The organism is Blastococcus sp. SYSU DS0828 (assembly GCF_054050975.1).
Genome location: NZ_JBJHAK010000024.1, coordinates 1 through 21,226, shown reverse-complemented (window position 1 = coordinate 21,226; position 21,226 = coordinate 1). Strand labels below are relative to the sequence as shown.

Below are 21,226 nucleotides of genomic sequence, written 5' to 3'. Positions count from 1 at the left end.
ACGCCATGGCCGAGCTGACGATCTCCGCAGACGAGATCCGCAGTGCCATCCAGAACTACGTCACCGAGTACTCGCCTGACGTGTCCCGCGAAGAGGTCGGGATCGTCACCGAGGCCGGCGACGGCATCGCCCGGGTCGAGGGCCTGCCCTCGGTCATGACCAACGAGCTGCTCGAGTTCGAGAGCGGCGTCCGCGGCCTGGCGCTGAACCTGGACACCCGCCAGATCGGTGTCGTCGTCCTGGGTGACTTCGCCGGGATCGAGGAGGGGCAGCAGGTCCGCCGGACCGGGGAGGTCCTCTCCGTCCCCGTCGGTGACGGCTACCTCGGGCGCGTGGTCGACTCGCTCGGCAACCCGATCGACGGTGCCGGCCCGATCGCCACCACCGGCCGGCGCGCCCTGGAGCTGCAGGCGCCGACCGTGGTGCAGCGGCAGTCGGTGCACGAGCCGATGCAGACCGGCATCAAGGCCATCGACGCCATGACGCCGATCGGCCGGGGGCAGCGGCAGCTGATCATCGGTGACCGGCAGACCGGCCGGACGGCGATCGCGATCGACACCATCATCAACCAGCGCCAGGCCTGGGCGACCGGCGACCCGAAGCAGCAGGTCCGCTGCATCTACGTCGCCGTCGGCCAGAAGGGCTCGACGATCGCCTCCATCCGCGCGGCCCTCGAGGACGCCGGCGCCCTGGAGTACACGACGATCGTCGCCGCCCCCGCCTCGGAGGCCGCCGGCGTGAAGTACATCGCCCCCTACACCGGCTCGGCCATCGGCCAGCACTGGATGTACGAGGGCAAGCACGTCCTGATCGTCTTCGACGACCTGTCCCGCCAGGCCGAGGCCTACCGCGCCGTCTCCCTGCTGCTGCGCCGCCCGCCGGGCCGCGAGGCGTACCCGGGTGACGTCTTCTACCTCCACTCCCGGCTGCTGGAGCGCTGCGCCAAGCTCTCCGACGAGCTCGGCGGTGGCTCCATGACGGGTCTGCCCATCGTGGAGACCAAGGGCAACGACGTGTCGGCGTACATCCCGACCAACGTCATCTCGATCACCGACGGCCAGATCTTCCTCGAGACGGGTCTGTTCAACTCCGGTGTCCGCCCCGCCATCAACGTCGGCATCTCGGTGTCCCGCGTCGGCGGCTCCGCGCAGATCAAGGCGATGAAGTCGGTCGCCGGCCGGCTGCGCCTGGACCTCGCGCAGTACCGCGAGCTCGAGGCGTTCGCCTCGTTCTCCTCCGACCTGGACGCCTCCAGCCGGGCCACCCTGGAGCGCGGTCAGCGTCTGGTCGAGCTGCTCAAGCAGGGCCAGTACTCGCCGTACCCGGTGGAGCGCGAGGTCGTGTCGCTGTGGCTGGGTACGACCGGCAAGCTCGACCGCGTCCCGGTCGCCGACGTGCGCCGCTTCGAGTCCGAGTTCCTGGAGTTCGTCGGCCGCGGTGACAACGCCGTCTTCGAGTCGATCCGCCAGACGAAGAAGCTGGAGGACGACGCCGTCGCCAGCCTCGAGCGGGCGGTGGAGACCTTCTACGGGCAGTTCACCACCTCCGAAGGGCAGTCGCTCGCGGGCAACGAGCCCGAGGCCGAGGCCATGGACGCCTCGGAGCGGGGCCAGGAGCGCGTCCAGGTCAAGCGGGGCAGCTGACCCATGGCCGCTTCTCTCCGCGCGCTGCGGCGCCGCATCCGCTCCACCCAGTCGACGAAGAAGATCTTCTCGGCCCAGGAGCTGATCGCCGGTGCCCGCATCGTGCGCGCCCAGGCCCGGGTGGAGGCGTCCAAGCCCTACGCCCGGGAGATCACGCGCGTGCTGTCGGCGCTGGCGTCCTCGGCGTCGCTGGACCACCCGCTGCTGACCGAGCGGGAGAACCCGCGCCGGGCGGCGGTCCTGGTGATCACCTCCGACCGCGGGTTCGCCGGGTCCTACAACGTCAACGTGCTGCGGCGGACCGAGGAGCTGCTCGCCCTGCTGCGGCAGGAGGGCAAGGAGCCGGTGCTGTACGTCGTCGGCCGGAAGGGGGAGACCTACTACTCCTTCCGCGACCGCCCGACGGCCGGCACCTTCACCGGGTTCTCGGAGCAGCCGGGCTACGCCGACGCCCAGGAGGTCGGTCGCGTCCTCATCGACGCCTTCACCGCGGGTGAGGACGACGACGAGTCCGGGGCCGGCGCCGACGGCGTCCAGGGCGTGGACGAGCTGCACATCGTCTACACCGAGTTCCGGTCGCTGCTCTCGCAGGTCCCGGTCGCCCGGCGGATGGCTCCGCTGGAGGTCGAGGAGGTCGACGAGTTCGACTACGAGCGGGAGGAGCGGGCGTCCGGCGGGGCCGGCGACACCGGCATCCCGACGTCGTACGAGTTCGAGCCCTCGGCCGAGGGGCTGCTCGACGCCCTCCTGCCGAAGTACATCACCACGCGCATCTACGCAGCGATGCTGGAGGCGGCCGCCTCCGAGTCCGCCTCGCGTCGCCGGGCCATGAAGTCGGCCTCGGACAACGCCGAGGAGCTGGCGAAGAACCTGTCCCGGCAGGCCAACCAGGCGCGCCAGGCGGAGATCACGCAGGAGATCAGCGAGATCGTCGGCGGCGCCGACGCGCTGGTCTCCTCCGGCGCCAACGACTGACCCCACCGAACAGCAGACACCCGAGCCCCAGGGCAGGAGAGCAGTACAGATGACCGTCACCGAGGACCGTCCGACCACCTCGCAGACCACCGGCACCGGCCGGGTCGTGCGGGTCACCGGGCCGGTCGTCGACGTCGAGTTCCCGCGCGACGCGATGCCCGACCTGTACAACGCCCTGAAGGTCGACGTCACGCTCGCCGACCTCGGCAAGACGCTGACCCTCGAGGTCGCCCAGCACCTGGGTGAGAACGTCGTCCGCACCATCTCGATGGCGCCGACCGACGGGCTCGTCCGGGGCGCCGAGGTCACCGACACCGGGAACCCGATCATGGTCCCGGTCGGCGAGGTGGTCACCGGGCACGTCTTCAACGCCCTGGGCGAGTGCCTCGACACGCCCGGCTACGCCGCGGACGCCCTGCGCTGGTCGATCCACCGGAGCGCACCGCGGTTCGACCAGCTCGAGGGCCGCACCGAGATGCTGGAGACCGGCATCAAGGTCATCGACCTGCTCACGCCGTACGTGGCCGGCGGGAAGATCGGCCTGTTCGGCGGCGCCGGGGTGGGCAAGACCGTCCTCATCCAGGAGATGATCCGCCGCGTCGCCCAGGAGTTCGGTGGTGTGTCGGTGTTCGCCGGCGTCGGCGAGCGCACCCGTGAGGGCAACGACCTGATCACGGAGATGACCGAGTCCGGCGTCATCGAGTCCACCGCGCTGGTGTTCGGGCAGATGGACGAGCCGCCGGGCACCCGGCTGCGCGTCGCGCTCTCCGCGCTGACGATGGCGGAGTACTTCCGCGACGAGATGAACCAGGACGTCCTGCTGTTCATCGACAACATCTTCCGGTTCACCCAGGCCGGGTCCGAGGTCTCCACGCTGCTGGGCCGCATGCCCTCGGCCGTGGGGTACCAGCCGACCCTCGCCGACGAGATGGGTCAGCTGCAGGAGCGGATCACCTCGACCCGTGGCCGGTCGATCACCTCCATGCAGGCGATCTACGTGCCCGCCGACGACATCACCGACCCGGCGCCGCACACCACGTTCGCCCACCTCGACGCGACGACCGTGCTCTCGCGGCCGATCTCGGAGAAGGGTATCTACCCGGCCGTGGACCCGCTGGACTCCACCAGCCGGATCCTCGACCCGCAGTACGTGGGCTCGGAGCACTACGAGATCGCCCAGACCGTGAAGCAGGTGCTGCAGCGCTACCAGGAGCTGCAGGACATCATCGCCATCCTCGGCATCGACGAGCTCTCCGAGGAGGACAAGGTCACCGTCCAGCGGGCCCGGCGCGTCGAGCGCTTCCTCTCGCAGAACATGTTCGTGGCCGAGGCCTTCACCGGTCAGCCGGGCTCGTTCGTGCCGCTGGCGGAGACGCTCCAGGCGTTCAAGGCGATCACCGAGGGCGAGTACGACAACGTCCCGGAGCAGGCCTTCTTCATGTGCGGTGGTCTCGAGGACCTCGAGAAGAACGCCGCGAAGCTCCGGAAGTAAAGGGATCCCGCTGCCCCCCACGCCGCGCTCCGCGCGGCGTGGGGCCCCGCAGCGGGACCGATCCAGTACGTCCCGACGGCCGGGTTCCCGAGAGGGGGCCCGGCCGTCGGCGTTCCGGAGGTGGGGATCGCCCGATCGAGTGGTTCTGCGCTCCGGGGTCTGCGGGGAGGCCGCGCACCTGCCGACCATGCCCGCAGGCGCGCCCGGGAGACGGGCGCCGGCACGAGGGGCGACGTGGAACGGGACAGGGCGCTACTGCCGTCCGGGAGCCGGAGTGCTCCCGACTGGACCTGGCCGCCGTGCGCGCCGGTGGACCGGCGGATCGCGGACTTCGACACCGAGCGCTGGGCGGCGGCCAGCTGCGTCCGGCACCCGTGGGTGCGCGTCGGCCGCTGGACGCTGCTCTACCGTCGCGCCGCCTGAGGAAGGACGCCTCTGCCCCCACCGCTCGCGGTCCGGGCAGGCCCTGGGCGGGGGCCACGCGCGACACGCCGGTACAGTGGCCGCATCGTCCGCCGTCCCGCCCGGGCCGGCGGAGCACGAACCGCAGCGCACCTCTTCCCCGGTGGAGAGGTGGACCCCGAGGAGTGTCGTGGCGACCCTGCAGGTCGAGTTGGTGGCCGTCGAGCGCAAGATCTGGTCGGGCGAGGCCACGCGCGTCATCGCCCGCACCACCGAGGGCGAGCTCGGTGTCCTGCCCGGCCACGCGCCGCTGCTCGGCCAGCTGGCGGACGGCGGCGTCGTCACGATCCGCACCGAGTCGGGCGAGGACATGGTGATCGCCGCCCACGGTGGCTTCCTCTCCGTCACCGAGCGGGGTGTCTCCATCCTGGCCGAGACGGCGGAGATCTCCTCGGAGATCGACGTGGAGCGCGCTCGCGAGGCGCTGCGGCGCGCCGAGAGCGACGGGGACTCCCCGGCCGCGCGCCGCGCGCAGTCGCGGTTGAGGGCGGCCGGCCAGGGCGACTGACCCGACCGGCGAGCGCGCGGGATGACCACCGCCCTGTGGGTGCTGATCGGCGTCCTGCTGCTGCTCGTCGTCGTGGTCTTCCTGCTGCGCCGCCGGTTCCTGCTCTCGGGGCTCGGCGCGGTCACCATGTGGCTGCGCCCCGAGGGGACGCCGCGCTGGTCGGTGGGTGTCGCCTGGTACGGCGGCGACGCCCTGCTCTGGTACCGGGCCCTCTCGCTCTCCGTGCGCCCGCAGCAGCGGCTCACCCGGGCCGGGTTCCGCGTGCTCGCCCAGCGACCGGCGGGACGCGAGGATCTCGCGCTGCCCGCCGACGTCCACGTGCTGTCGTGCAGCACCGCGCAGGGGCGCCGGGAGCTGGCCATGGACCGCTCCACGGTGACCGGCTTCCTGTCCTGGGTGGAGTCGGCGCCCCCCGGTAGCTGAGCGGGCGGCTCAGTCCTCCCGCGAGGCAGCGCGGCGCTGGGCGTGGACGCCACTGTGCGCCCCGGGCTCCCACAGGATGTCGCCCTCGGGGTTGGCCACCCGGCCGAGGATGAACACCAGGTCCGACAGGCGGTTCAGGTAGCGCGCGGTCTCGGGGTTGGTGCGCTCGGCGTCGCTCTCCAGGAGCGCCCAGACGCTGCGCTCGGCCCGGCGCACCACCACCCGTACCTGGTGGAGCAGCGCGGCCAGCGGGGTACCGCCGGGCAGGATGAAGCTGTCGAGCTTCGGGAGCGTCTCGTTGTAGGTGTCGCACGCCGCCTCGAGCCGCTCGGTGTAGGCGGCCGTCACCCGCAGCGGCGGGTACTGCGGCTCCGCCACGATCGGCGTGCACAGGTCCGCGCCCACGTCGAACAGGTCGTTCTGGATGCTGCGCAGGAGTTCGGCCAGCTCCGCTCCCGGGGCGCCGAGGGCCAGCGCCACGCCGATCGCGCTGTTGGCCTCGTCGACGTCGGCGTAGGCGACCAGCCGGGGATCGGTCTTGGCCACCCGGCTCATGTCGCCCAGATGCGTCTGACCGGCATCGCCGGTCTTCGTGTAGATGCGGGTGAGCCGGACAGTCATGCCCGCAGCCTAGGAGAAGGACCCTCCTGCCCCCCACCCCTCGCTGACGCTCGGCGCGGGTCCCTGCGGGAGGGCCGTTCCAGCACGTCACCGGCGCTCGGAGCGAGTCCCTGCAGGAGGGCCGGGCCAGCACGTCGCCGGGCTCGCGGTGGGGCCCTGCAGCCGGGCCGCCGTAGGGTGGGCCGGTGGAGTGCTTCGAGGTGACCGGGGGAGCGAGGCTCGCGGGCCGGGTGCGGGTCACCGGTGCCAAGAACAGCGCGTTGAAGCTCATGGCGGCCGCGCTGCTGGCCGCCGGGCGCTCGACCATCGACGAGGTGCCCGACATCCTCGACGTGGCCATCATGAGCGAGGTGCTGCGCCGCCTGGGCTGCGCGGTCTCCTACGAGCGCACGCCCGGCAGCGGCGGCGGGGGCCGCCTGACGATCGACGTCCCGGACCAGCCCTCGACCGAGACCGACTACGACCTGGTGCGCCGCATGCGCGCCTCGATCAGCGTCCTGGGCCCGCTCGTCGCCCGCTGCGGCAGCGCGCGGGTGGCGCTGCCAGGTGGTGACGCCATCGGTTCCCGCGGGCTGGACATGCACATCTCCGGCCTGGAGCGGCTCGGCGCCACCATCGTCAGCGAGCACGGCTTCCTCGTCGCGACGGCGCCCCAGCTCACCGGGACGTCGATCTGGCTGGACTTCCCGTCGGTCGGGGCCACGGAGAACCTGGTGATGGCGGCGGTGCTCGCGCAGGGCACGACCGTCGTCGACAACGCCGCGCGCGAGCCCGAGATCGTGGATCTCTGCCGGATGCTCTGCGAGATGGGCGCGCGCATCGACGGCGCCGGCACCTCCACCATCACCGTCGAGGGCGTCGACTCCCTGCGCCCCGTCGAGTACACGACCGTGCCCGACCGGATCGTGACCGGCACCTGGGCGATCGGGGCGGTGATGACCCGCGGCGACGTCGTCATCGAGCGCGGCGTCGCCGAGCACCTCACCGTGGCCCTGGACAAGCTGACCGACGCCGGCGCCACCGTCGAGGCGCTGCCCGGTGCCATCCGCGTCGCGATGGCCGACCGGCCCCGCTGCGTCGACGTCGTCACCCTGCCCTTCCCCGGCTTCCCCACCGACCTGCAGCCGATGGCGGTGGCGCTGGCCGCCGTCTCCACCGGCACGGCCCTGATCACGGAGAACGTGTTCGAGGGCCGCTTCATGTTCGTCAACGAGCTGGTGCGGCTGGGCGCCGACGTCCGGATCGACGGGCACCACGCCGTCGTCCGCGGCCGCGAGCGGTTCTCCAGCGCGCCGGTGCTGGCGACCGACATCCGCGCCGGTGCCGGGCTCGTGCTCGCCGGGCTGTGCTCCGACGGCATCACCGAGGTGCAGGACGTGCACCACGTCGACCGCGGCTACCCCGACTTCGTCGACCAGCTGTGCGGCCTCGGCGCCGTGGTGCGGCGCACGGAGCGACCGGACTAGGGGCGACCTCAGGCGTCGCCGAACGAGGCGGCCAGCGACCGGGCGCGCTCGGCGTCCTCCGGGAACACCAGCACCTCGGCGCGGTGGGCCGCCGGGTAGCGCACGGTGGAGCGGATGCCGGCGTCGGACAGCAGCGCCCGCAGCGCGAGGGCCGATTCGCGGTGGGTCAGCGTGGCCACGCGGGTGAGGAGCCCGTCGTCGGGTGCGCCGGCGCGCCGGCCCCCGGCCGGATCGCCGCCGAAGGCCCACCGGGTGAACAGAGCCAGCACCGCGACCACGGCGACCGCGACCACCGGGCCCAGCTCGAGGGGCAGGCTCCCCACCTCCACCGGACCTCCCTGCGGCCCTCGTGCCGGGGCGTGGCCCGGGCGGAGCGAGTGCCCGGGGGCACGAGGTGCTTCCGCCGGACGAGTGTGCCACTGCACACGTCGGGGCGCGGGGCTGCTACTCGCGGGTAACAGCCCTACACTCCGCTGGCATGCCGTTCCCGCAGACGCCGAACGAGCGCGACCGCCCCTGGGTCATGCGCACCTACGCCGGCCACTCCTCGCCGGCCGAGTCCAACGCCCTCTACCGCCGCAACCTGGCGAAGGGGCAGACCGGCCTCTCGGTCGCCTTCGACCTGCCGACGCAGACCGGCTACGACCCCGACGACGAGCTCGCCCGCGGGGAGGTCGGGAAGGTCGGCGTGCCGGTCACGCACATCGGTGACATGCGCGCGCTCTTCGACGGCATCCCGCTCGACGAGATGAACACGTCGATGACGATCAACGCCACCGCCATGTGGCTGCTCGCGCTCTACCAGGCGGTCGCCGAGGAGCACGGGCACGACGTCACCAAGCTGGCGGGGACGACGCAGAACGACATCATCAAGGAGTACCTGTCGCGGGGGACCTACGTCTTCCCGCCGGCGCCGTCGATGCGGCTGATCACGGACATGGTCGCCTACACGGTCACGACGATGCCGAAGTGGAACCCGGTCAACATCTGCAGCTACCACCTGCAGGAGGCCGGGGCCACGCCGGTGCAGGAGATCGCCTACGCGATGAGCACCGCGATCGCGGTCCTGGACTCGGTCCGCGACTCCGGCCAGGTGCCGCAGGAGCGCTTCGGCGAGGTCGTCGCCCGCATCTCCTTCTTCGTCAACGCGGGCGTCCGCTTCGTCGAGGAGATGTGCAAGATGCGGGCCTTCACCCAGCTCTGGGACGAGCTGACGGAGGAGCGCTACGGCGTCCAGGACCCCAAGCACCGGCGCTTCCGGTACGGGGTGCAGGTCAACTCCCTCGGCCTGACCGAGGCGCAGCCGGAGAACAACGTCCAGCGCATCGTGCTGGAGATGCTCGCCGTGACCCTGTCCAAGGACGCCCGCGCCCGCGCCGTGCAGCTGCCGGCCTGGAACGAGGCGCTCGGGCTGCCCCGGCCGTGGGATCAGCAGTGGTCGCTGCGCCTCCAGCAGGTGCTCGCCTACGAGACCGACCTGCTCGAGTACGAGGACCTGTTCACCGGCTCGGTCGTCGTCGAGAAGAAGGTGGCCGAGCTCGTCGAGGGCGCCCGGGCCGAGATCGCCCGCGTGCAGGAGATGGGCGGGGCCGTGGCCGCCGTCGAGTCCGGCTACATGAAGGGCGAGCTGGTCGCCTCGCTGGCCGAGCGCCGGCGGCGGATGGAGAGTGGTGAGGACGTCGTCGTGGGCGTCAACCGGTTCGACACGACCGAGCCCAACCCGCTCACCGCCGACCTCGACACCGCGATCATGGTCGTGGACCCGGCCGTCGAGGCCGCCGCGTGCGAGGCGGTGCGGAAGTGGCGTGCCGACCGTGACCCCGAGCCGGTGCGCGCGGCCCTGGAGGCGCTGCGCGAGGCGGCGTCCTCCGACGTCAACCTCATGCCCGCGACCCTCGCCTGCGCCCGCGCCGGCGTGACCACGGGGGAGTGGGCCGGCGTGCTGCGCGAGGTGTTCGGCGAGTACCGCGCGCCCACCGGCGTCGCGGCCGCCACCGGTGGGGGAGAGGCCGACGAGAGCCTCACCGCCGTCCGCGAGCGGGTGCGGGCCACCGGTGAGGAGATCGGTGGGCGGCTGCGCTTCCTGGTCGGCAAGCCCGGCCTGGACGGCCACTCCAACGGCGCCGAGCAGATCGCCGTGCGGGCCCGCGACGCCGGGTTCGAGGTCATCTACCAGGGCATCCGGCTCACGCCGGCGCAGATCGTGAGCGCCGCCGTGGAGGAGGACGTGCACGTGGTGGGCCTGTCGGTGCTCTCGGGCTCCCACCTGCAGGTGATCCCGGCGGTGCTGCAGGGGCTCCGGGACGCCGGGCTGGACGACGTCCCGGTCGTGGTCGGCGGGATCATCCCCGACAGCGACGCCCGGCGGCTGCGGGAGCAGGGCGTCGCCCGGGTCTTCACGCCCAAGGACTTCGGCCTGAACGACATCATGGGCCAGGTCGTCGACGTGGTCCGCGAGGCGAACGGTCTGCCCGACCTGGTGCCCGCGCCGGCCTGACCACCGGGCCGAAGCGGACGTCGACGCCCGGGGAGAACAGCACGCTGTCGGGCGGGCCCGAGACGTCGCCCAGGCCCGCCGCGGGCAGCAGCGTGTCGTCGAGGGCGACGAGCTCCGCCCGGTGCAGCGGCCAGGCGGGGTGCTCGGTGGGCCAGTAGGCCGGGCCACCCCGTCCGGGCCGGTGCAGCCCCCACCGGGCGGTCAGGAAGAGCGCCAGCGGGTCCGGCCGGAGCAGCCGGCTGCCCACCTGCAGCGTGAGGCTGCTGTGGGCCCCGGCGGGCGCGGGCCAGCGCCGGCGGCAGCTGTAGGTCAGGCGGTCGCCGGCGCGCTCGATCCGCATGCGCGACCACGCGTACGGCAGCCGAGCGGCCCAGCGGGCGGTGACCACCGGAACGAGGCGTCCGGCGTCCAGCGACCGGAAGACGACGCCGCGGCGGCCCTGCTCGTCGACCGAGTAGAGCCGGACGTTGGTCTCGGCGAACGAGCCGAGGTAGGGGATGCCCGGCGCCCCGAGCAGCCCGATCCGCTGCATGCGGAACGGGATCAGCCCGACGTAGGTGGCGCCGTCGAGCACGTCGGGGCGGGTGCCGGCCGGCAGCAGGGGAGCGACGCGCACCGGGTCCACCGCCCAGTGGAGGAACGCGACGTCGCGCCAGCCCTGGGTGAACACGGTGCGGCCCGCCGGTCGCGGGGCGGTCGGGCTGAGCGGCTCGGTCTCGGGCACCGGCCCAGCTTCCCCGCTCGGAGCGCGATCGTCGTTGCCGAGCGCGCCCGGACGTGGTGAGGTCGGGCATGGCCGACGGTGCACCCCGGGTCGAGCGCGACGGCGACGTCGTCCGCATCACGATGACGCGCGCGTCGAAGCGCAACGCGCTCTCCCGCGAGCACCTGACGCAGCTGCTCGCCGCCGTCACCGAGGCGGGGGGAAGCGACGCCGCGGGCATCGTGCTCGGCGCGGAGGGGCCGGTGTTCAGCGCCGGCCACGACTTCGCCGACGTCGCCGGGGCCTCCCTGCCCGAGGTGCGCAGCCTGCTGCGGCTGTGCACCGAGCTGATGCAGACGATCCAGGACGTGCCGCAGGTCGTCGTGGCGCGGGTGCACGCCCTGGCCACGGCCGCCGGCTGCCAGCTCGTGGCCTCGTGCGACCTGGCGGTGGCCGCCGAGTCCGCGGGCTTCGCCGCGCCCGGCGGCAAGGGCGGCTGGTTCTGCCACACCCCGATGGTCGCGATCGCCCGGAACGTCGGCCGCAAGCGAGCCATGGAGCTGGCGCTGACCGGCGACGTCATCGACGCGGCGACGGCACTGGACTGGGGGCTGGTCAACCGGGTCGTGCCCGATGCCGATCTGGACGCCGCCGTCGACGAGCTGGTGGAGCGGGCCACCCGGGGCTCACGGGCGAGCAAGGCGTGGGGGAAGCAGACGATGTACGCCCAGCTGGACCGGCCGGAGCAGGACGCGTATACCACCGCGATCGAGGTCATGGCCGCGGCCAGCCAGCTGCCCGGCGCGCGCGAGGGGATGGCGGCGTTCCTGGAGAAGCGGCGGCCGGTCTGGCCGGACTAGGGATGCACCCGAGCGGGTGAACCCGGCCACAGCCGGAATGCCCGGGGGCGCGGGAGGACTGATCCCCCCGTGCAGAACATCTGGGGGCTGACGCGGCGGCGCACCGTCGACTTCGGCCGCGTGACCGTGGACCGCTGTCGGGGCTGACGCCCCGTCCCGCCCGCCCGGTCATCCCCCCAGAACGGAACCACCCTCGTGCTCGCTCGTCTCCGCCGCGTCCCCTTCGCGGCCCAGGTACTGCTGGGCCTCGTGGTCGGCATCGCGCTCGGGCTGGTCGCCCGCGACCTCGGCCCCGTGGCCGACGGAACACCCAACTGGCTGACCAGCACCCTGCAGACCATCGGCAGCACCTTCGTCACGCTGCTGAAGACCCTCGTCCCCCCGCTGATCGTCACCGCGGTGATCGTCAGCATCGCCAACCTCAAGCAGGTGTCGAACGCGGCGAGGCTGGCCGGCCAGACCCTGCTCTGGTTCGCCATCACCGCGCTGATCGCCGTCGGCATCGGCATCGCGCTCGGGCTGCTCACCGAGCCCGGCCGCAACAGCTCCGTCGACGCCACGGCCCAGGCCGACCCCACGCGGACCGGCTCCTGGTTCGACTTCCTGAACGGCATCGTGCCCGGCAACATCCTCGGCCTGCAGTCGTCGGCCGAGGGCGCCCTGTCCTTCAACGTCCTCCAGCTGATCGTCATCGCCGCGGCGATCGGCATCGCGGTGCTCAAGGTGGGGGAGGCCGCCGAGCCGTTCCTCGGCTTCGTGCGCTCCGCGCTGGCGGTCGTGCAGAAGGTGCTGTGGTGGGTCATCCTGCTCGCGCCGCTGGGCACCGTCGGACTGATCGGCAACGCCGTCGCCAGCTACGGCTGGGAGTCCCTCGGCTCGCTCGCGGTCTTCGCCGGCGCGGTCTACGCGGGGCTGGCCCTGGTGCTGTTCGTCGTCTACCCCGTGCTCCTGCGCCTGCACGGCCTCTCGCCGTTGCGGTGGTTCGCCGGAGCCTGGCCGGCCATCCAGCTGGCCTTCGTCTCGCGCTCGTCGATCGGCACGCTGCCGGTGACCGAGCGGGTGACCGAGCAGAACCTGGGCGTCCCGCGGTCCTACGCCTCGTTCGCCGTCCCGCTCGGCGCGACGACGAAGATGGACGGCTGCGCGGCGATCTACCCCGCGCTGGCGGCGATCTTCGTCGCCCAGTTCTTCGGGGTGGACCTCGGCCTCACCGACTACCTGCTCATCGTGCTGGTGTCGGTCATCGGTTCCGCCGCCACCGCGGGGGTCACCGGCGCGGTGGTCATGCTGACGCTGACCCTCTCCACGCTCGGTCTGCCGCTGGCCGGCGTGGGGCTGCTGCTGGCCGTCGACCCGATCCTGGACATGGGGCGCACCGCGGTGAACGTGGCCGGCCAGGCGCTGGTGCCCACGATCGTGGCCAAGCGGGAGGGCATCCTCGACCTGGAGCGCTACCGCTCGACGCGGACGATCGACCCGCTGGCCCCGGTCGAGGAGCGGGGCGGCGTGGACGCCGACCTGCGCGAGCCCGCCACCGCCTGAGAAGACACCCCTGCTCCCGTCACTCGAACGCTCGTGCCGGGGCCCTGCAGGGGGCCGGGCCCGGACCTCTCCGGAGGTCCGGGCCCGTCGTCACGCCTGCCCCAGGTCCGCGCAGCCGGACTCGTGCGGCAGCAGCGGCCGCAGCACCAGCGACCACCGCGAACCGTCGGGGGTGACCCAGGGCGTGGCGGCGTTCGCCTCCGCCGCGGCGTCGAGCACCGCCCGCGCCTCCTCCCCGGTGGCGGTCACGCAGGTGATTCCCGGGCCGATCGGCTCGCCCGGGAGCTCCGGGCCCGGCCACTGCTGCTCGGCCTGGGCGGGGTCCACCTCGACGTAGGGGGTCGCCACCGCGGCGACGGCGTCGGGCTGGTACGGCTCGGGCCCGCTCACCCGGTCCGCGCCCAGGGCCGTGACCGGGTCGCGGAGCGCATCGGCCAGCTCGGCCAACCGGGCCCGGGCGGCCGCCTGCTCCTCGGTGAGCCCCGTGTCGAACTCGCCTCGCGGGTCCGACCCCACCCCCAGGGCGTAGACCTCGCGGGTGACCGTCTCCCCGTCGGTGCGGAGGGTGAACCGCGTGCTGGTCATGTCCGCGACCGGCGGCTGGCCGAGGTCGCCGGTCTCGGTCACCCCGGCGGACACCGCCCGCTCGACGAGGTCGCGCACCCCGCCGTCACCGAGCCGGTACAGCTGCAGGTTGGGCAGCGCCGGCGCCGGCCAGATGGCGATCTGAGGGCCGTCGGTGATCAGCCGGCCGTCGGCGTACAGGGTCGCCGACGGCACCCGGCCGGCGAGCAGGGCCGGCGTGGTGAAGCCGCCGACCTCGCCGACCTGGAGCACGACGGTCGCGTCCTCGCCCGCGGGCGACGGGTCCTCGGCGGAGGCGCCGCCGCCGGCCGAGTCGGCGCAGGCGCCGAGCAGCAGGGCCAGGACCAGCAGGGCGGTGACGCGCACGGGACGGGTGCTCATACCGGGAGGACGGGTCGGGGTGGCCGGGAGGTTCCCCGCGGGCCGTCCCCGTTCAGGCGGGCAGCCGGTCGAGCACGTCACGCGCCGGCCGCGGCCGGCCGAACAGGTACCCCTGCCCGTAGCGGACCCCGCGGGCGACGAGGACGTCGCGCTCGGCGGCGTGCTCGACGCCCTCGGCCACCAGCCGCGCCCCCGTCTCCTGGGCGAACGTCACCATGGCCGAGGTCATGGCCTGGCGCGCGGGGTCGGTGTGCAGCCCCATGACCAGGCCGATGTCGAGCTTGATGACGTCGGGGTTGAGCCGCAGGATGTGCCGGAGGCTCGAGTAGCCGGCGCCGGCGTCGTCCACGCTGACCGCGACGCCCGTGCGGCGCAGCCGCGTCGTGACGGCGACGACCGCCTCGTAGTCGTCGACCGGGCTGTGCTCGGTGATCTCCACGGCTAGCGGGCAGTCGGCGTGGGCCAGCAGCAGGTCGACCACGGTCGGGCACAGGAGGGCGTCCGGCGAGAGGTTCACCGCGAGGGTCAGCCCGCCGGGCAGCCGGCCGGCCTCGGCCAGCGCGGCGCGCACCGTGACCTCCTCCAGCTCCACGCCGACCCCGACGGCGGCGGCCTCGCCGAACAGCGCCGCCGGCCCGTCCCCGCCCCACCCGGGGAAGCGGGCGAGGGCCTCCTGCCCGGCGATCGCGCCGGTCACCATGTCGACCACCGGCTGGAGGTGGATCTCGACGGCGCCCCGCGCCAGGAAGGCACGCACCCGGGCCCGGCGGGCGGCGAGGTCGAGGCCGCCCGCTGCGCCGGCATGCCGGAAGTGATCGCTGATCAGGTCGGCCAGCAGCTCGACCGTGCGCACCGACTCGCCGTCCAGCTGCGTGCCCGGGTCGCGGCTCACGCAGCACAGCATCCCGATGGGCCGGGAATCGTGTCCCCGCACCGGGGCGCCGACGTAGGAGCCGATGTTCAGGTCGCCGGTCACCGGCAGGTCGCGCGTCCGGGGATCGCGAGCGGCGCCGGTGACCAGGGGAGGGAGCTGGCCGCTGAGCACCCGCACGCAGTAGGAGCCCTCCAGCGGGGCCGTCATCCCCTCCTGCACGTTCATGGACTCCAGGTCGCCGGTGGCGGAGGTGATCAGCTGGCTGCCCTCGGTGAAGAGCGAGACCCAGGCGACGTCCATGCCCAGCCGGGTGCGGGCGGCGTCGAGCAGCCAGTGCACCCAGTCGCCGTCCAGGCGCTCCCCGTCCCGGGTACCGATCGCTCCCGCTGCGCCCACCCGCCCATTCTGAGTGCCGGTGGCGGAGGTCACCACGATTTCGTCCTGGTTCTTTCCGGAACTCGGCGCCGGCGCGGCGACCGGTCGAGGAGCGGTAGCCTCGTCGCCCGTGCGTCTGGTCATCGCCCGCTGCTCCGTCGACTACATCGGTCGACTCACCGCCCACCTCCCCATGGCGACCCGTCTGCTGCTGGTCAAGGCGGACGGCTCCGTGTCGGTGCACGCCGACGACCGCGCCTACAAGCCGCTGAACTGGATGAGCCCGCCGTGCCGGCTGGACGAGGCGCTGACCGACGGCGCGGGCACGTGGACGGTGACGAACAAGGCCGGTGAGCAGCTGGTCATCAACATCGCGGAGGTCCTGCACGACCACAGCGAGGACCTCGGCGTCGACCCCGGGCTGCAGAAGGACGGCGTGGAGGCCGAGCTGCAGCGGCTGCTGGCCCTGCACGTGGAGACGTTCGGCCAGGGCTGGTCGCTGGTGCGGCGCGAGTACCCGACGGCGATCGGCCCGGTGGACCTGCTCTGCCGGGACGCCGCCGGTGGGGTGGTCGCGGTGGAGATCAAGCGCCGCGGCGAGATCGACGGCGTGGAGCAGCTGACCCGGTACCTGGAGCTGCTCAACCGCGACCCGCTGCTCGCCCCGGTCAAGGGCGTCTTCGCCGCGCAGGAGATCAAGCCGCAGGCCCGGGTGCTGGCGCAGGACCGGGGCATCGAGTGCGTCACCGTCGACTACGCCGTCCTCAAGGGCACCGACGACCCGTCCCAGCGCCTCTTCTGATCCGGCTACCGGGCGGTAGCCCCCGCACGACCGGAATCCGGGGGTGAGAGACTTCCCCGCGATCACCGGCGATGGGAGATGGCAACGTGGCCAGGGAACTGAACGAGGTCGGCGTCGTGGGGCTGGGCACCATGGGTGCCGGCATCACCGAGGTGCTCGCGCGGGCGGGGCTCTCGGTCACCGCCGTGGAGGTCGGTGGCGAGGCGCTGGCGCGTGGCCGCGGCCATCTGGAGCAGTCCACCGACAGGGCCGTGGCGCGCGGCAAGCTGGACCCGGCCGAGCGGGACGCCATCTTCGAGCGGATCCGCTTCACCACCTCGCTGGAGGACCTCGCGAACGCGGAGCTGGTCATCGAGGCTGTGCCCGAGCGGATGGAGCTCAAGGCGGAGCTCTTCGCCAAGCTGGACAAGATCTGCCCGCCGGACACGATCCTGGCGACCAACACCTCCAGCCTGTCGGTCACCGAGCTGTCCGTGGTCACCGGCCGGCCGAGCAAGGTCATCGGCATGCACTTCTTCAACCCGGCCCCGGTCATGAAGCTGGTCGAGGTCGTCCGCACCGTGGTCACCGAGCCCGAGGTGGTCGAGACCGTCGAGGCGCTCGCCGACCGGCTGGGCAAGGTCGACGTGACCATCGGCGACAAGGCCGGGTTCATCGCCAACGCGCTGCTGTTCGGCTACCTCAACCACGCCGTCTCGATGTACGAGAACCGCTACGCCTCGCGCGAGGACATCGACGCGGCCATGCGCCTGGGCTGCGGCCTGCCCATGGGCCCGCTGTCGCTGATGGACCTCATCGGCATCGACACCGCCTACGAGATCCTCGACACGATGTACAAGCAGTCGCGGAACCGGCTGCACGCGCCCAGCCCGGTGATCAAGCAGATGATGACCGCCGGGCTGCTGGGCCGGAAGTCCGGCCGGGGCTTCTACACCTACGCCGAGCCCGGCTCGGCCGAGGTCGTCGCCGACGCGCAGACCCCGACCCCCGGCGGGGCCGCGGCCGGTGCCCGCGACGTGCGGACCGTCGGTGTCGTCGGCTCGGGGACGATGGCCACCGGCATCATCGAGGTCGTCGCCAAGGGCGGCTACGACGTCGTCTTCGTCGCCCGCGCGGCCGAGAAGGTCGAGGCCGTGCAGAAGGCGCTGGCCAAGTCGCTGGACAAGCAGGTCGTCCGGGGCCGCCTCGAGGAGGCCGCCCGCGACGAGATCCTCGCCCGGGTCACCGGCACGACCTCGCTGGACGACCTCGCCGACCGCGACCTGGTCATCGAGGCCGTCGTCGAGTCGCTGCCGGTCAAGGAGGCGCTGTTCGCCAACCTCGGCGAGATCGCCAAGCCCGGCGCGGTGCTCGCCACCACCACCTCGAGCCTCCCGGTCATCGAGTGCGCCAAGGCCAGTGGCCGTCCGGCCGACGTCGTGGGCATGCACTTCTTCAACCCGGCCCAGGTCATGAAGCTGGTCGAGGTGGTCTCGACGATCTCGACCACGCCGGACGTCGCCGCCACCATCCACGCGGTGTCGGCGCAGCTGGGCAAGCACGCGGTCTCCTGCACCGACCGGGCCGGCTTCATCGTCAACGCCCTGCTCTTCCCGTACCTGAACGACGCGGTGAAGATGCTCGAGGCGCACTACGCCACCGCCGACGACATCGACGCCGCGATGAAGGTCGGCTGCGGGTACCCGATGGGGCCGTTCGAACTGCTCGACGTCGTGGGCCTCGACGTCTCCCTCGCGATCGAGAAGGAGCTCTACACCGAGTTCCGGGAGCCCGGCTTCGCCCCGGCGCCGCTGCTCGAGCACCTGGTCACCGCCGGCTACCTCGGCCGCAAGACCGGTCGCGGTTTCCGGGACTACGCCGGCCGCTGACGCGTGCCCCGTCGCCGTCCCCGGGCCGGCTCCCGACCTGCGCGTCGGGAGCCGGCCCGCTCCGTCGATGCCGTCGAGGAGTCCGGTGACGGGGACTGGGTGGTCCGGCCGGTCACCGGCAGCTCGACCGGCAAGACCTACCGCTGCCCCGGCTGCGACCAGGAGATCCGCCCGGGGACGCCGCACGTGGTCACCTGGCCGGCCTACCTGCGGGACTCCGACCTCGAGCCCTGGGACGTCGAGTCGGCGGCCGACCGGCGCCGGCACTGGCACACCGTGTGCTGGCGGTCGCGCGCCCGGCGTCGCTGAAGAAGGACCCCGCTGCCCCCCACGCGTCGCGAGCTCGGCGCGGGCCCCTGCAGCGGGGCCGTTCCATCAGGTCACGAGCTCGGCCGACACCACCACGTTGTCCCGGTAGCTGCCCGTCGCCGGGTCGAACGCCCCGCCGCAGGTGATGATCCGCAGCTGGGGCCCGGGGGTCGGCGCGTAGACCGTCGTCCCCGGGAACTCCGCCTTGGCGTACCGGTCGACGGCGGTGACCCGGAAGCGGGCCGTCGTCCCGTCGCCCCGGTCCACCAGCACCTCGTCCCCGGGGGCCACCCCGCCCAGTCCGGCGAGCGCCCCGGCGCGACCGGCCCAGTCGACGTGCCCGGTGAGCACCGCCGGGCCGGCGGCGCCCGGGCGCGGGCCCCTGGAGTACCAGCCCGCCACGGAGGGGTCCGCCGGAGGGACGAGGGCGCCGGAGCCGTCGAGCCCGGCCGCGACCAGCGGGGCGTCGATCTCCGCTGTGGCGATGCGCAGCCGCACCGGGGCGGCGGCGGGCTCCGCTGATCGTGCGGCGGCGCGCCAGGGCGCGCCGGCCAGGACGGAGACGGTGCGGGGGAGCCAGCCGCCGACCGCGCCGGCCCCACCACCGCCGGCCTCCACCCCGCCCACCGGTCGGACGGCGGGGCCGGTGGCGTCCGCGACCACTCGCAGCTCCACGCCGCCGCCGGGGCGCTGCAGGGCGAGCACCGTGCGGATCGAGCCAGCGGGCAGGTCCAGCTCGGCTTCGGCGCCGGTGGCCGGCACCAGGGCGTGGTGCCGGCCACCCGGCACGACGACGGGCGGCCCGGCGTCCGGGAAGCCCAGACCGGCCGCGAGCACCGGGCCGTCGGCCAGCACGACGTCGAGCGGGGTGGCCGCGGGCGCGGCGGCGAGCACCCGCACCCGGGCGGCGCCGGACGGCGGAGGGCTCAGGTCGTCGTCGAGCGGCTGCAGGGTCAGGTCGGCGAAGGTGCCGGTGAGCGCCAGGGTCCGGGCCCGCCCCGGGGAGAGGTCGACGCGGGCCGAGAGCACCGGGGCGGTACCGGCGGACGCACCGGCGGCCCGGACGCTGACCGCGTACGCGCCGGCGGGCAGCTCGGCGTAGGCGTCCACCGCGCCGTACCCCAGCCCCGCCGCGACGACGGGCCCCGGGTCGACGAGGACCTCACCGGGAGGTGCGGCCGCGGTCAGCGAGACGTCGACCGCCGGGGTGTCGGGCGAGAGGTGGGCGACCCGCAGGAGGCCGGACCGCGGCTCGTCGGCGGCCGCGCGACCCGGCGCGCCCAGCACGGCCGGCAGCGCGAGGAGCAGCAGGGCCAGGAGCGCCGACAGCCCGCGTGCCGGCCGGACACGGGGGTCCGGGGTCACGCGGGCTGCCGCAGGGCGGTACCGGGGGATCAGGAGCGCCCCTGGCCCACCGGCTCGTCGATCGACTGCGTCGTCGGGGCGGCCTGCGCAGCCGGGGTCGACCCCGTGGTGTTCGGCCGCGACGGCAGGGGCAGCGCGCGGGTGGTCGGCTCCGCGCGCGTGACCGCCGGGAACGTGGCGGTCACCGGCTCGGGGCGGGTCGGCTGGCGCGCCGCGGCGGACTCGCCCTCGGCCCGGGGGGCCTGGACGGCGGGCTGCTGCCCGGTCTGGGGGCCGGCGACCGCTGCGGGGGCCTGGCCGGCGGGTGCCGGCGCCTGCGCGCGCTCCGGCCGCTCCGCCGGGGCCGCCTGCTGCTGCGGAGCTGTCTGCTGGGGGGCGGTCTGCGGGGCTGCGGGCTGCCGCTGACCGGCCTCGCCCGTGGGTGCGGCGTGCTGTGCGCGCCGCTCGGTGTCGGCGTCGTCGCGGGACTGCTGCGCGCGGTCGCCGAGGTCGGGGAGGCTGTCCAGCAGCCGCCGGGCCTGCACCAGCCGGCTGGTGAGCTCGTCGCGGACCTCGCGGATCGCCTCGGCGCGCGCCTCGGCGTCGGCGACGAGCTGGGCGGCGTGCTGCTCGGCGGCGGCGATCCGCTGGCGTGCGGCCTGGGTGGAGACGCGCTCGCGCTCCTCCTCGGCCTGGGCGGCCTCGGCCCGGCGGGCGCGCTGCGCGATGTCGAAGTCCTCCTCGACCTTCGCCCGGCGGGCCTGCGACTCGGCGTCGAGGCGGGCCACCCGCTCCTGCGCCTTGGCGACCAGCTCGTCGGCCCGCTGCTGCGCCTTCTGCATGATCTGCTCGGCGGCCTGCCGCGCCTCGGCGATCATCCGCTCGACCTCGGCCTGCCCGGCCGCGTGCCGCTCCTGCAGCGCGCGCTCCTCGGCGTCGGTCTGCTCGCGGACGGCCTGGGCGTCGAGCTCGGCGGCCCGCCGGATCTCGCCCGCCTCCTCCTCCGCCAGCTGCAGCATGTGCTGGATGCGCTCGCTGATGTTCTCGAACGTGGGGGCGGCGGCGGTCGCGGCCTTGCGCCGCAGCGACTCGACCTCGCCGTGCAGGGCCGACAGCTGGCTGGCCAGGTCGGCCGAGCGCTCGACGGCGGCGTCGCGGTCGGCCAGCGCGATGCGGAAGTCCGCCTCCAGCCGTTCGATCGTGTCGGCGACCTGGTTGCGGTCGTACCCCCGCAGGACGACGTCGAAGGAGTGCTGCGCCTCGTGCATCGGCATGTCACGGCGGGGGTCGCTCATGGGTTCATCCTCGCAGAAGGCCAGGGGCTCGTCACCGTCCTGGGCATGGTGCGCCCCAGGTGTCCCGGATGTCCCGGGTGACACGCCGGGCGACGTGAGCCGGGGGGGGGGGGGGGGGGGGGGGGGGGGGGGGGGGGGGGGGGGGGGGGGGGGGGGGGGGGGGGGGGCGGGCGCGCCCGCGCGCGCGCCGGCGGCGCAGCA

General features: G+C 73.8%; 19 protein-coding genes. 12 read left to right on the top strand and 7 right to left on the bottom strand.

Translation table 11 applies throughout. The features are described from left to right. Positions 1-5: 5 nt before the first annotated feature. The 5 genes from atpA to ACI79Q_RS16830 all read left to right on the top strand — a co-directional run bounded on the left by atpA (position 6) and on the right by ACI79Q_RS16830 (position 5,503). Positions 6-1,643, top strand: coding sequence for a F0F1 ATP synthase subunit alpha (gene atpA / locus ACI79Q_RS16850; protein WP_456589213.1), 1,638 nt, complete (start codon positions 6-8; stop codon positions 1,641-1,643). A gap of 3 nt (positions 1,644-1,646) precedes the next feature. Then, the gene (locus tag ACI79Q_RS16845; RefSeq protein ID WP_456589212.1) at positions 1,647-2,618 is read left to right on the top strand and encodes a F0F1 ATP synthase subunit gamma; all 972 of its coding nucleotides are present in this window, start codon (positions 1,647-1,649) and stop codon (positions 2,616-2,618) included. 49 nt (positions 2,619-2,667) lie between these two features. Then, the gene (atpD, locus tag ACI79Q_RS16840; RefSeq protein ID WP_456589211.1) at positions 2,668-4,110 is read left to right on the top strand and encodes a F0F1 ATP synthase subunit beta; all 1,443 of its coding nucleotides are present in this window, start codon (positions 2,668-2,670) and stop codon (positions 4,108-4,110) included. Between the two features lie 592 nt (positions 4,111-4,702). Continuing rightward, positions 4,703-5,080, top strand: a complete 378-nt coding sequence (locus ACI79Q_RS16835; RefSeq protein ID WP_456589210.1) for a F0F1 ATP synthase subunit epsilon — start codon at positions 4,703-4,705, stop codon at positions 5,078-5,080. A 21-nt stretch (positions 5,081-5,101) separates the two neighbouring features. After that, positions 5,102-5,503, top strand: coding sequence for a DUF2550 domain-containing protein (locus ACI79Q_RS16830; RefSeq protein ID WP_456589209.1), 402 nt, complete (start codon positions 5,102-5,104; stop codon positions 5,501-5,503). Positions 5,504-5,512: 9 nt separating this feature from the next. Here the strand turns inward: ACI79Q_RS16830 and ACI79Q_RS16825 are convergent, their stop codons facing one another. Then, positions 5,513-6,124 (bottom strand): cob(I)yrinic acid a,c-diamide adenosyltransferase, encoded by a 612-nt coding sequence (locus ACI79Q_RS16825; RefSeq protein ID WP_456589208.1) that lies wholly within the window; start codon positions 6,122-6,124, stop codon positions 5,513-5,515. Positions 6,125-6,309: 185 nt separating this feature from the next. Between ACI79Q_RS16825 and murA the strand changes: the two genes are divergently transcribed. Then, entirely contained in the window at positions 6,310-7,590 is a 1,281-nt protein-coding gene (gene murA / locus ACI79Q_RS16820) for a UDP-N-acetylglucosamine 1-carboxyvinyltransferase (RefSeq protein WP_456613486.1), read from the top strand. An 8-nt stretch (positions 7,591-7,598) separates the two neighbouring features. On the opposite strand, the gene ACI79Q_RS16815 is transcribed toward murA, so the two are convergent. Next, positions 7,599-7,919 carry a hypothetical protein gene (locus tag ACI79Q_RS16815; protein ID WP_456615065.1) on the bottom strand — a complete coding sequence of 107 codons (321 nt, stop codon included), beginning with the start codon at positions 7,917-7,919 and terminating at the stop codon, positions 7,599-7,601. Between the two features lie 149 nt (positions 7,920-8,068). Between ACI79Q_RS16815 and ACI79Q_RS16810 the strand changes: the two genes are divergently transcribed. Next, positions 8,069-10,087, top strand: a complete 2,019-nt coding sequence (locus ACI79Q_RS16810; protein ID WP_456615064.1) for a protein meaA — start codon at positions 8,069-8,071, stop codon at positions 10,085-10,087. Here the strand turns inward: ACI79Q_RS16810 and ACI79Q_RS16805 are convergent. Next, positions 10,017-10,811 carry a YqjF family protein gene (locus tag ACI79Q_RS16805; RefSeq protein ID WP_456599561.1) on the bottom strand — a complete coding sequence of 265 codons (795 nt, stop codon included), beginning with the start codon at positions 10,809-10,811 and terminating at the stop codon, positions 10,017-10,019. The genes ACI79Q_RS16810 and ACI79Q_RS16805 overlap by 71 nt on opposite strands. 68 nt (positions 10,812-10,879) lie before the next feature. On the opposite strand from ACI79Q_RS16805, the gene ACI79Q_RS16800 reads away from it, so the two are divergent. Together ACI79Q_RS16800 and ACI79Q_RS16795 are read left to right on the top strand one after the other, a co-directional pair. After that, positions 10,880-11,650 (top strand): enoyl-CoA hydratase-related protein, encoded by a 771-nt coding sequence (locus ACI79Q_RS16800; protein ID WP_456589203.1) that lies wholly within the window; start codon positions 10,880-10,882, stop codon positions 11,648-11,650. 195 nt (positions 11,651-11,845) lie between these two features. After that, positions 11,846-13,192, top strand: coding sequence for a dicarboxylate/amino acid:cation symporter (locus tag ACI79Q_RS16795; RefSeq protein ID WP_456615063.1), 1,347 nt, complete (start codon positions 11,846-11,848; stop codon positions 13,190-13,192). A gap of 90 nt (positions 13,193-13,282) precedes the next feature. Here the strand turns inward: ACI79Q_RS16795 and ACI79Q_RS16790 are convergent, their stop codons facing one another. Together ACI79Q_RS16790 and ACI79Q_RS16785 are read right to left on the bottom strand one after the other, a co-directional pair. Continuing rightward, positions 13,283-14,158, bottom strand: coding sequence for a hypothetical protein (locus ACI79Q_RS16790; RefSeq protein WP_456599562.1), 876 nt, complete (start codon positions 14,156-14,158; stop codon positions 13,283-13,285). A 52-nt stretch (positions 14,159-14,210) separates the two neighbouring features. After that, positions 14,211-15,428 (bottom strand): sensor domain-containing phosphodiesterase, encoded by a 1,218-nt coding sequence (locus tag ACI79Q_RS16785; RefSeq protein ID WP_456589200.1) that lies wholly within the window; start codon positions 15,426-15,428, stop codon positions 14,211-14,213. A 109-nt stretch (positions 15,429-15,537) separates the two neighbouring features. Here ACI79Q_RS16785 and nucS point away from each other — a divergent pair, with 109 nt between their 5' ends. The 3 genes from nucS (at position 15,538) to ACI79Q_RS16770 (ending at position 18,386) form a co-directional block, all read left to right on the top strand. After that, positions 15,538-16,209 carry an endonuclease NucS gene (gene nucS, locus ACI79Q_RS16780; RefSeq protein WP_456589199.1) on the top strand — a complete coding sequence of 224 codons (672 nt, stop codon included), beginning with the start codon at positions 15,538-15,540 and terminating at the stop codon, positions 16,207-16,209. A gap of 86 nt (positions 16,210-16,295) precedes the next feature. Then, positions 16,296-18,077 (top strand): 3-hydroxyacyl-CoA dehydrogenase family protein, encoded by a 1,782-nt coding sequence (locus ACI79Q_RS16775; protein WP_456615062.1) that lies wholly within the window; start codon positions 16,296-16,298, stop codon positions 18,075-18,077. Between the two features lie 99 nt (positions 18,078-18,176). Next, positions 18,177-18,386: a hypothetical protein gene (locus tag ACI79Q_RS16770; protein ID WP_456591305.1), complete on the top strand. Its 210-nt coding sequence runs from the start codon at positions 18,177-18,179 to the stop codon at positions 18,384-18,386. Between the two features lie 66 nt (positions 18,387-18,452). Here ACI79Q_RS16770 and ACI79Q_RS16765 read toward each other — a convergent pair whose 3' ends face one another. Continuing rightward, on the bottom strand, positions 18,453-19,751 hold the full coding sequence (locus tag ACI79Q_RS16765; RefSeq protein ID WP_456613490.1) for a class F sortase: 1,299 nt from the start codon (positions 19,749-19,751) through the stop codon (positions 18,453-18,455). 29 nt (positions 19,752-19,780) lie between these two features. Further along, positions 19,781-21,025, bottom strand: a complete 1,245-nt coding sequence (locus tag ACI79Q_RS16760; RefSeq protein ID WP_456591303.1) for a hypothetical protein — start codon at positions 21,023-21,025, stop codon at positions 19,781-19,783. Between the last annotated feature and the right edge of the window lie 201 nt (positions 21,026-21,226).

Coding starts and splice junctions, on each gene's coding strand:
- atpD (WP_456589211.1), top strand. CDS start 2,668: ATGACCGTCACCGAGGACCGTCCGACCACCTCGCAGACCACCGGCACC.
- ACI79Q_RS16825 (WP_456589208.1), bottom strand. CDS start 6,124: ATGACTGTCCGGCTCACCCGCATCTACACGAAGACCGGCGATGCCGGT.
- ACI79Q_RS16845 (WP_456589212.1), top strand. CDS start 1,647: ATGGCCGCTTCTCTCCGCGCGCTGCGGCGCCGCATCCGCTCCACCCAG.
- atpA (WP_456589213.1), top strand. CDS start 6: ATGGCCGAGCTGACGATCTCCGCAGACGAGATCCGCAGTGCCATCCAG.
- ACI79Q_RS16830 (WP_456589209.1), top strand. CDS start 5,102: ATGACCACCGCCCTGTGGGTGCTGATCGGCGTCCTGCTGCTGCTCGTC.
- ACI79Q_RS16790 (WP_456599562.1), bottom strand. CDS start 14,158: ATGAGCACCCGTCCCGTGCGCGTCACCGCCCTGCTGGTCCTGGCCCTG.
- ACI79Q_RS16800 (WP_456589203.1), top strand. CDS start 10,880: ATGGCCGACGGTGCACCCCGGGTCGAGCGCGACGGCGACGTCGTCCGC.
- ACI79Q_RS16760 (WP_456591303.1), bottom strand. CDS start 21,025: ATGAGCGACCCCCGCCGTGACATGCCGATGCACGAGGCGCAGCACTCC.
- ACI79Q_RS16810 (WP_456615064.1), top strand. CDS start 8,069: ATGCCGTTCCCGCAGACGCCGAACGAGCGCGACCGCCCCTGGGTCATG.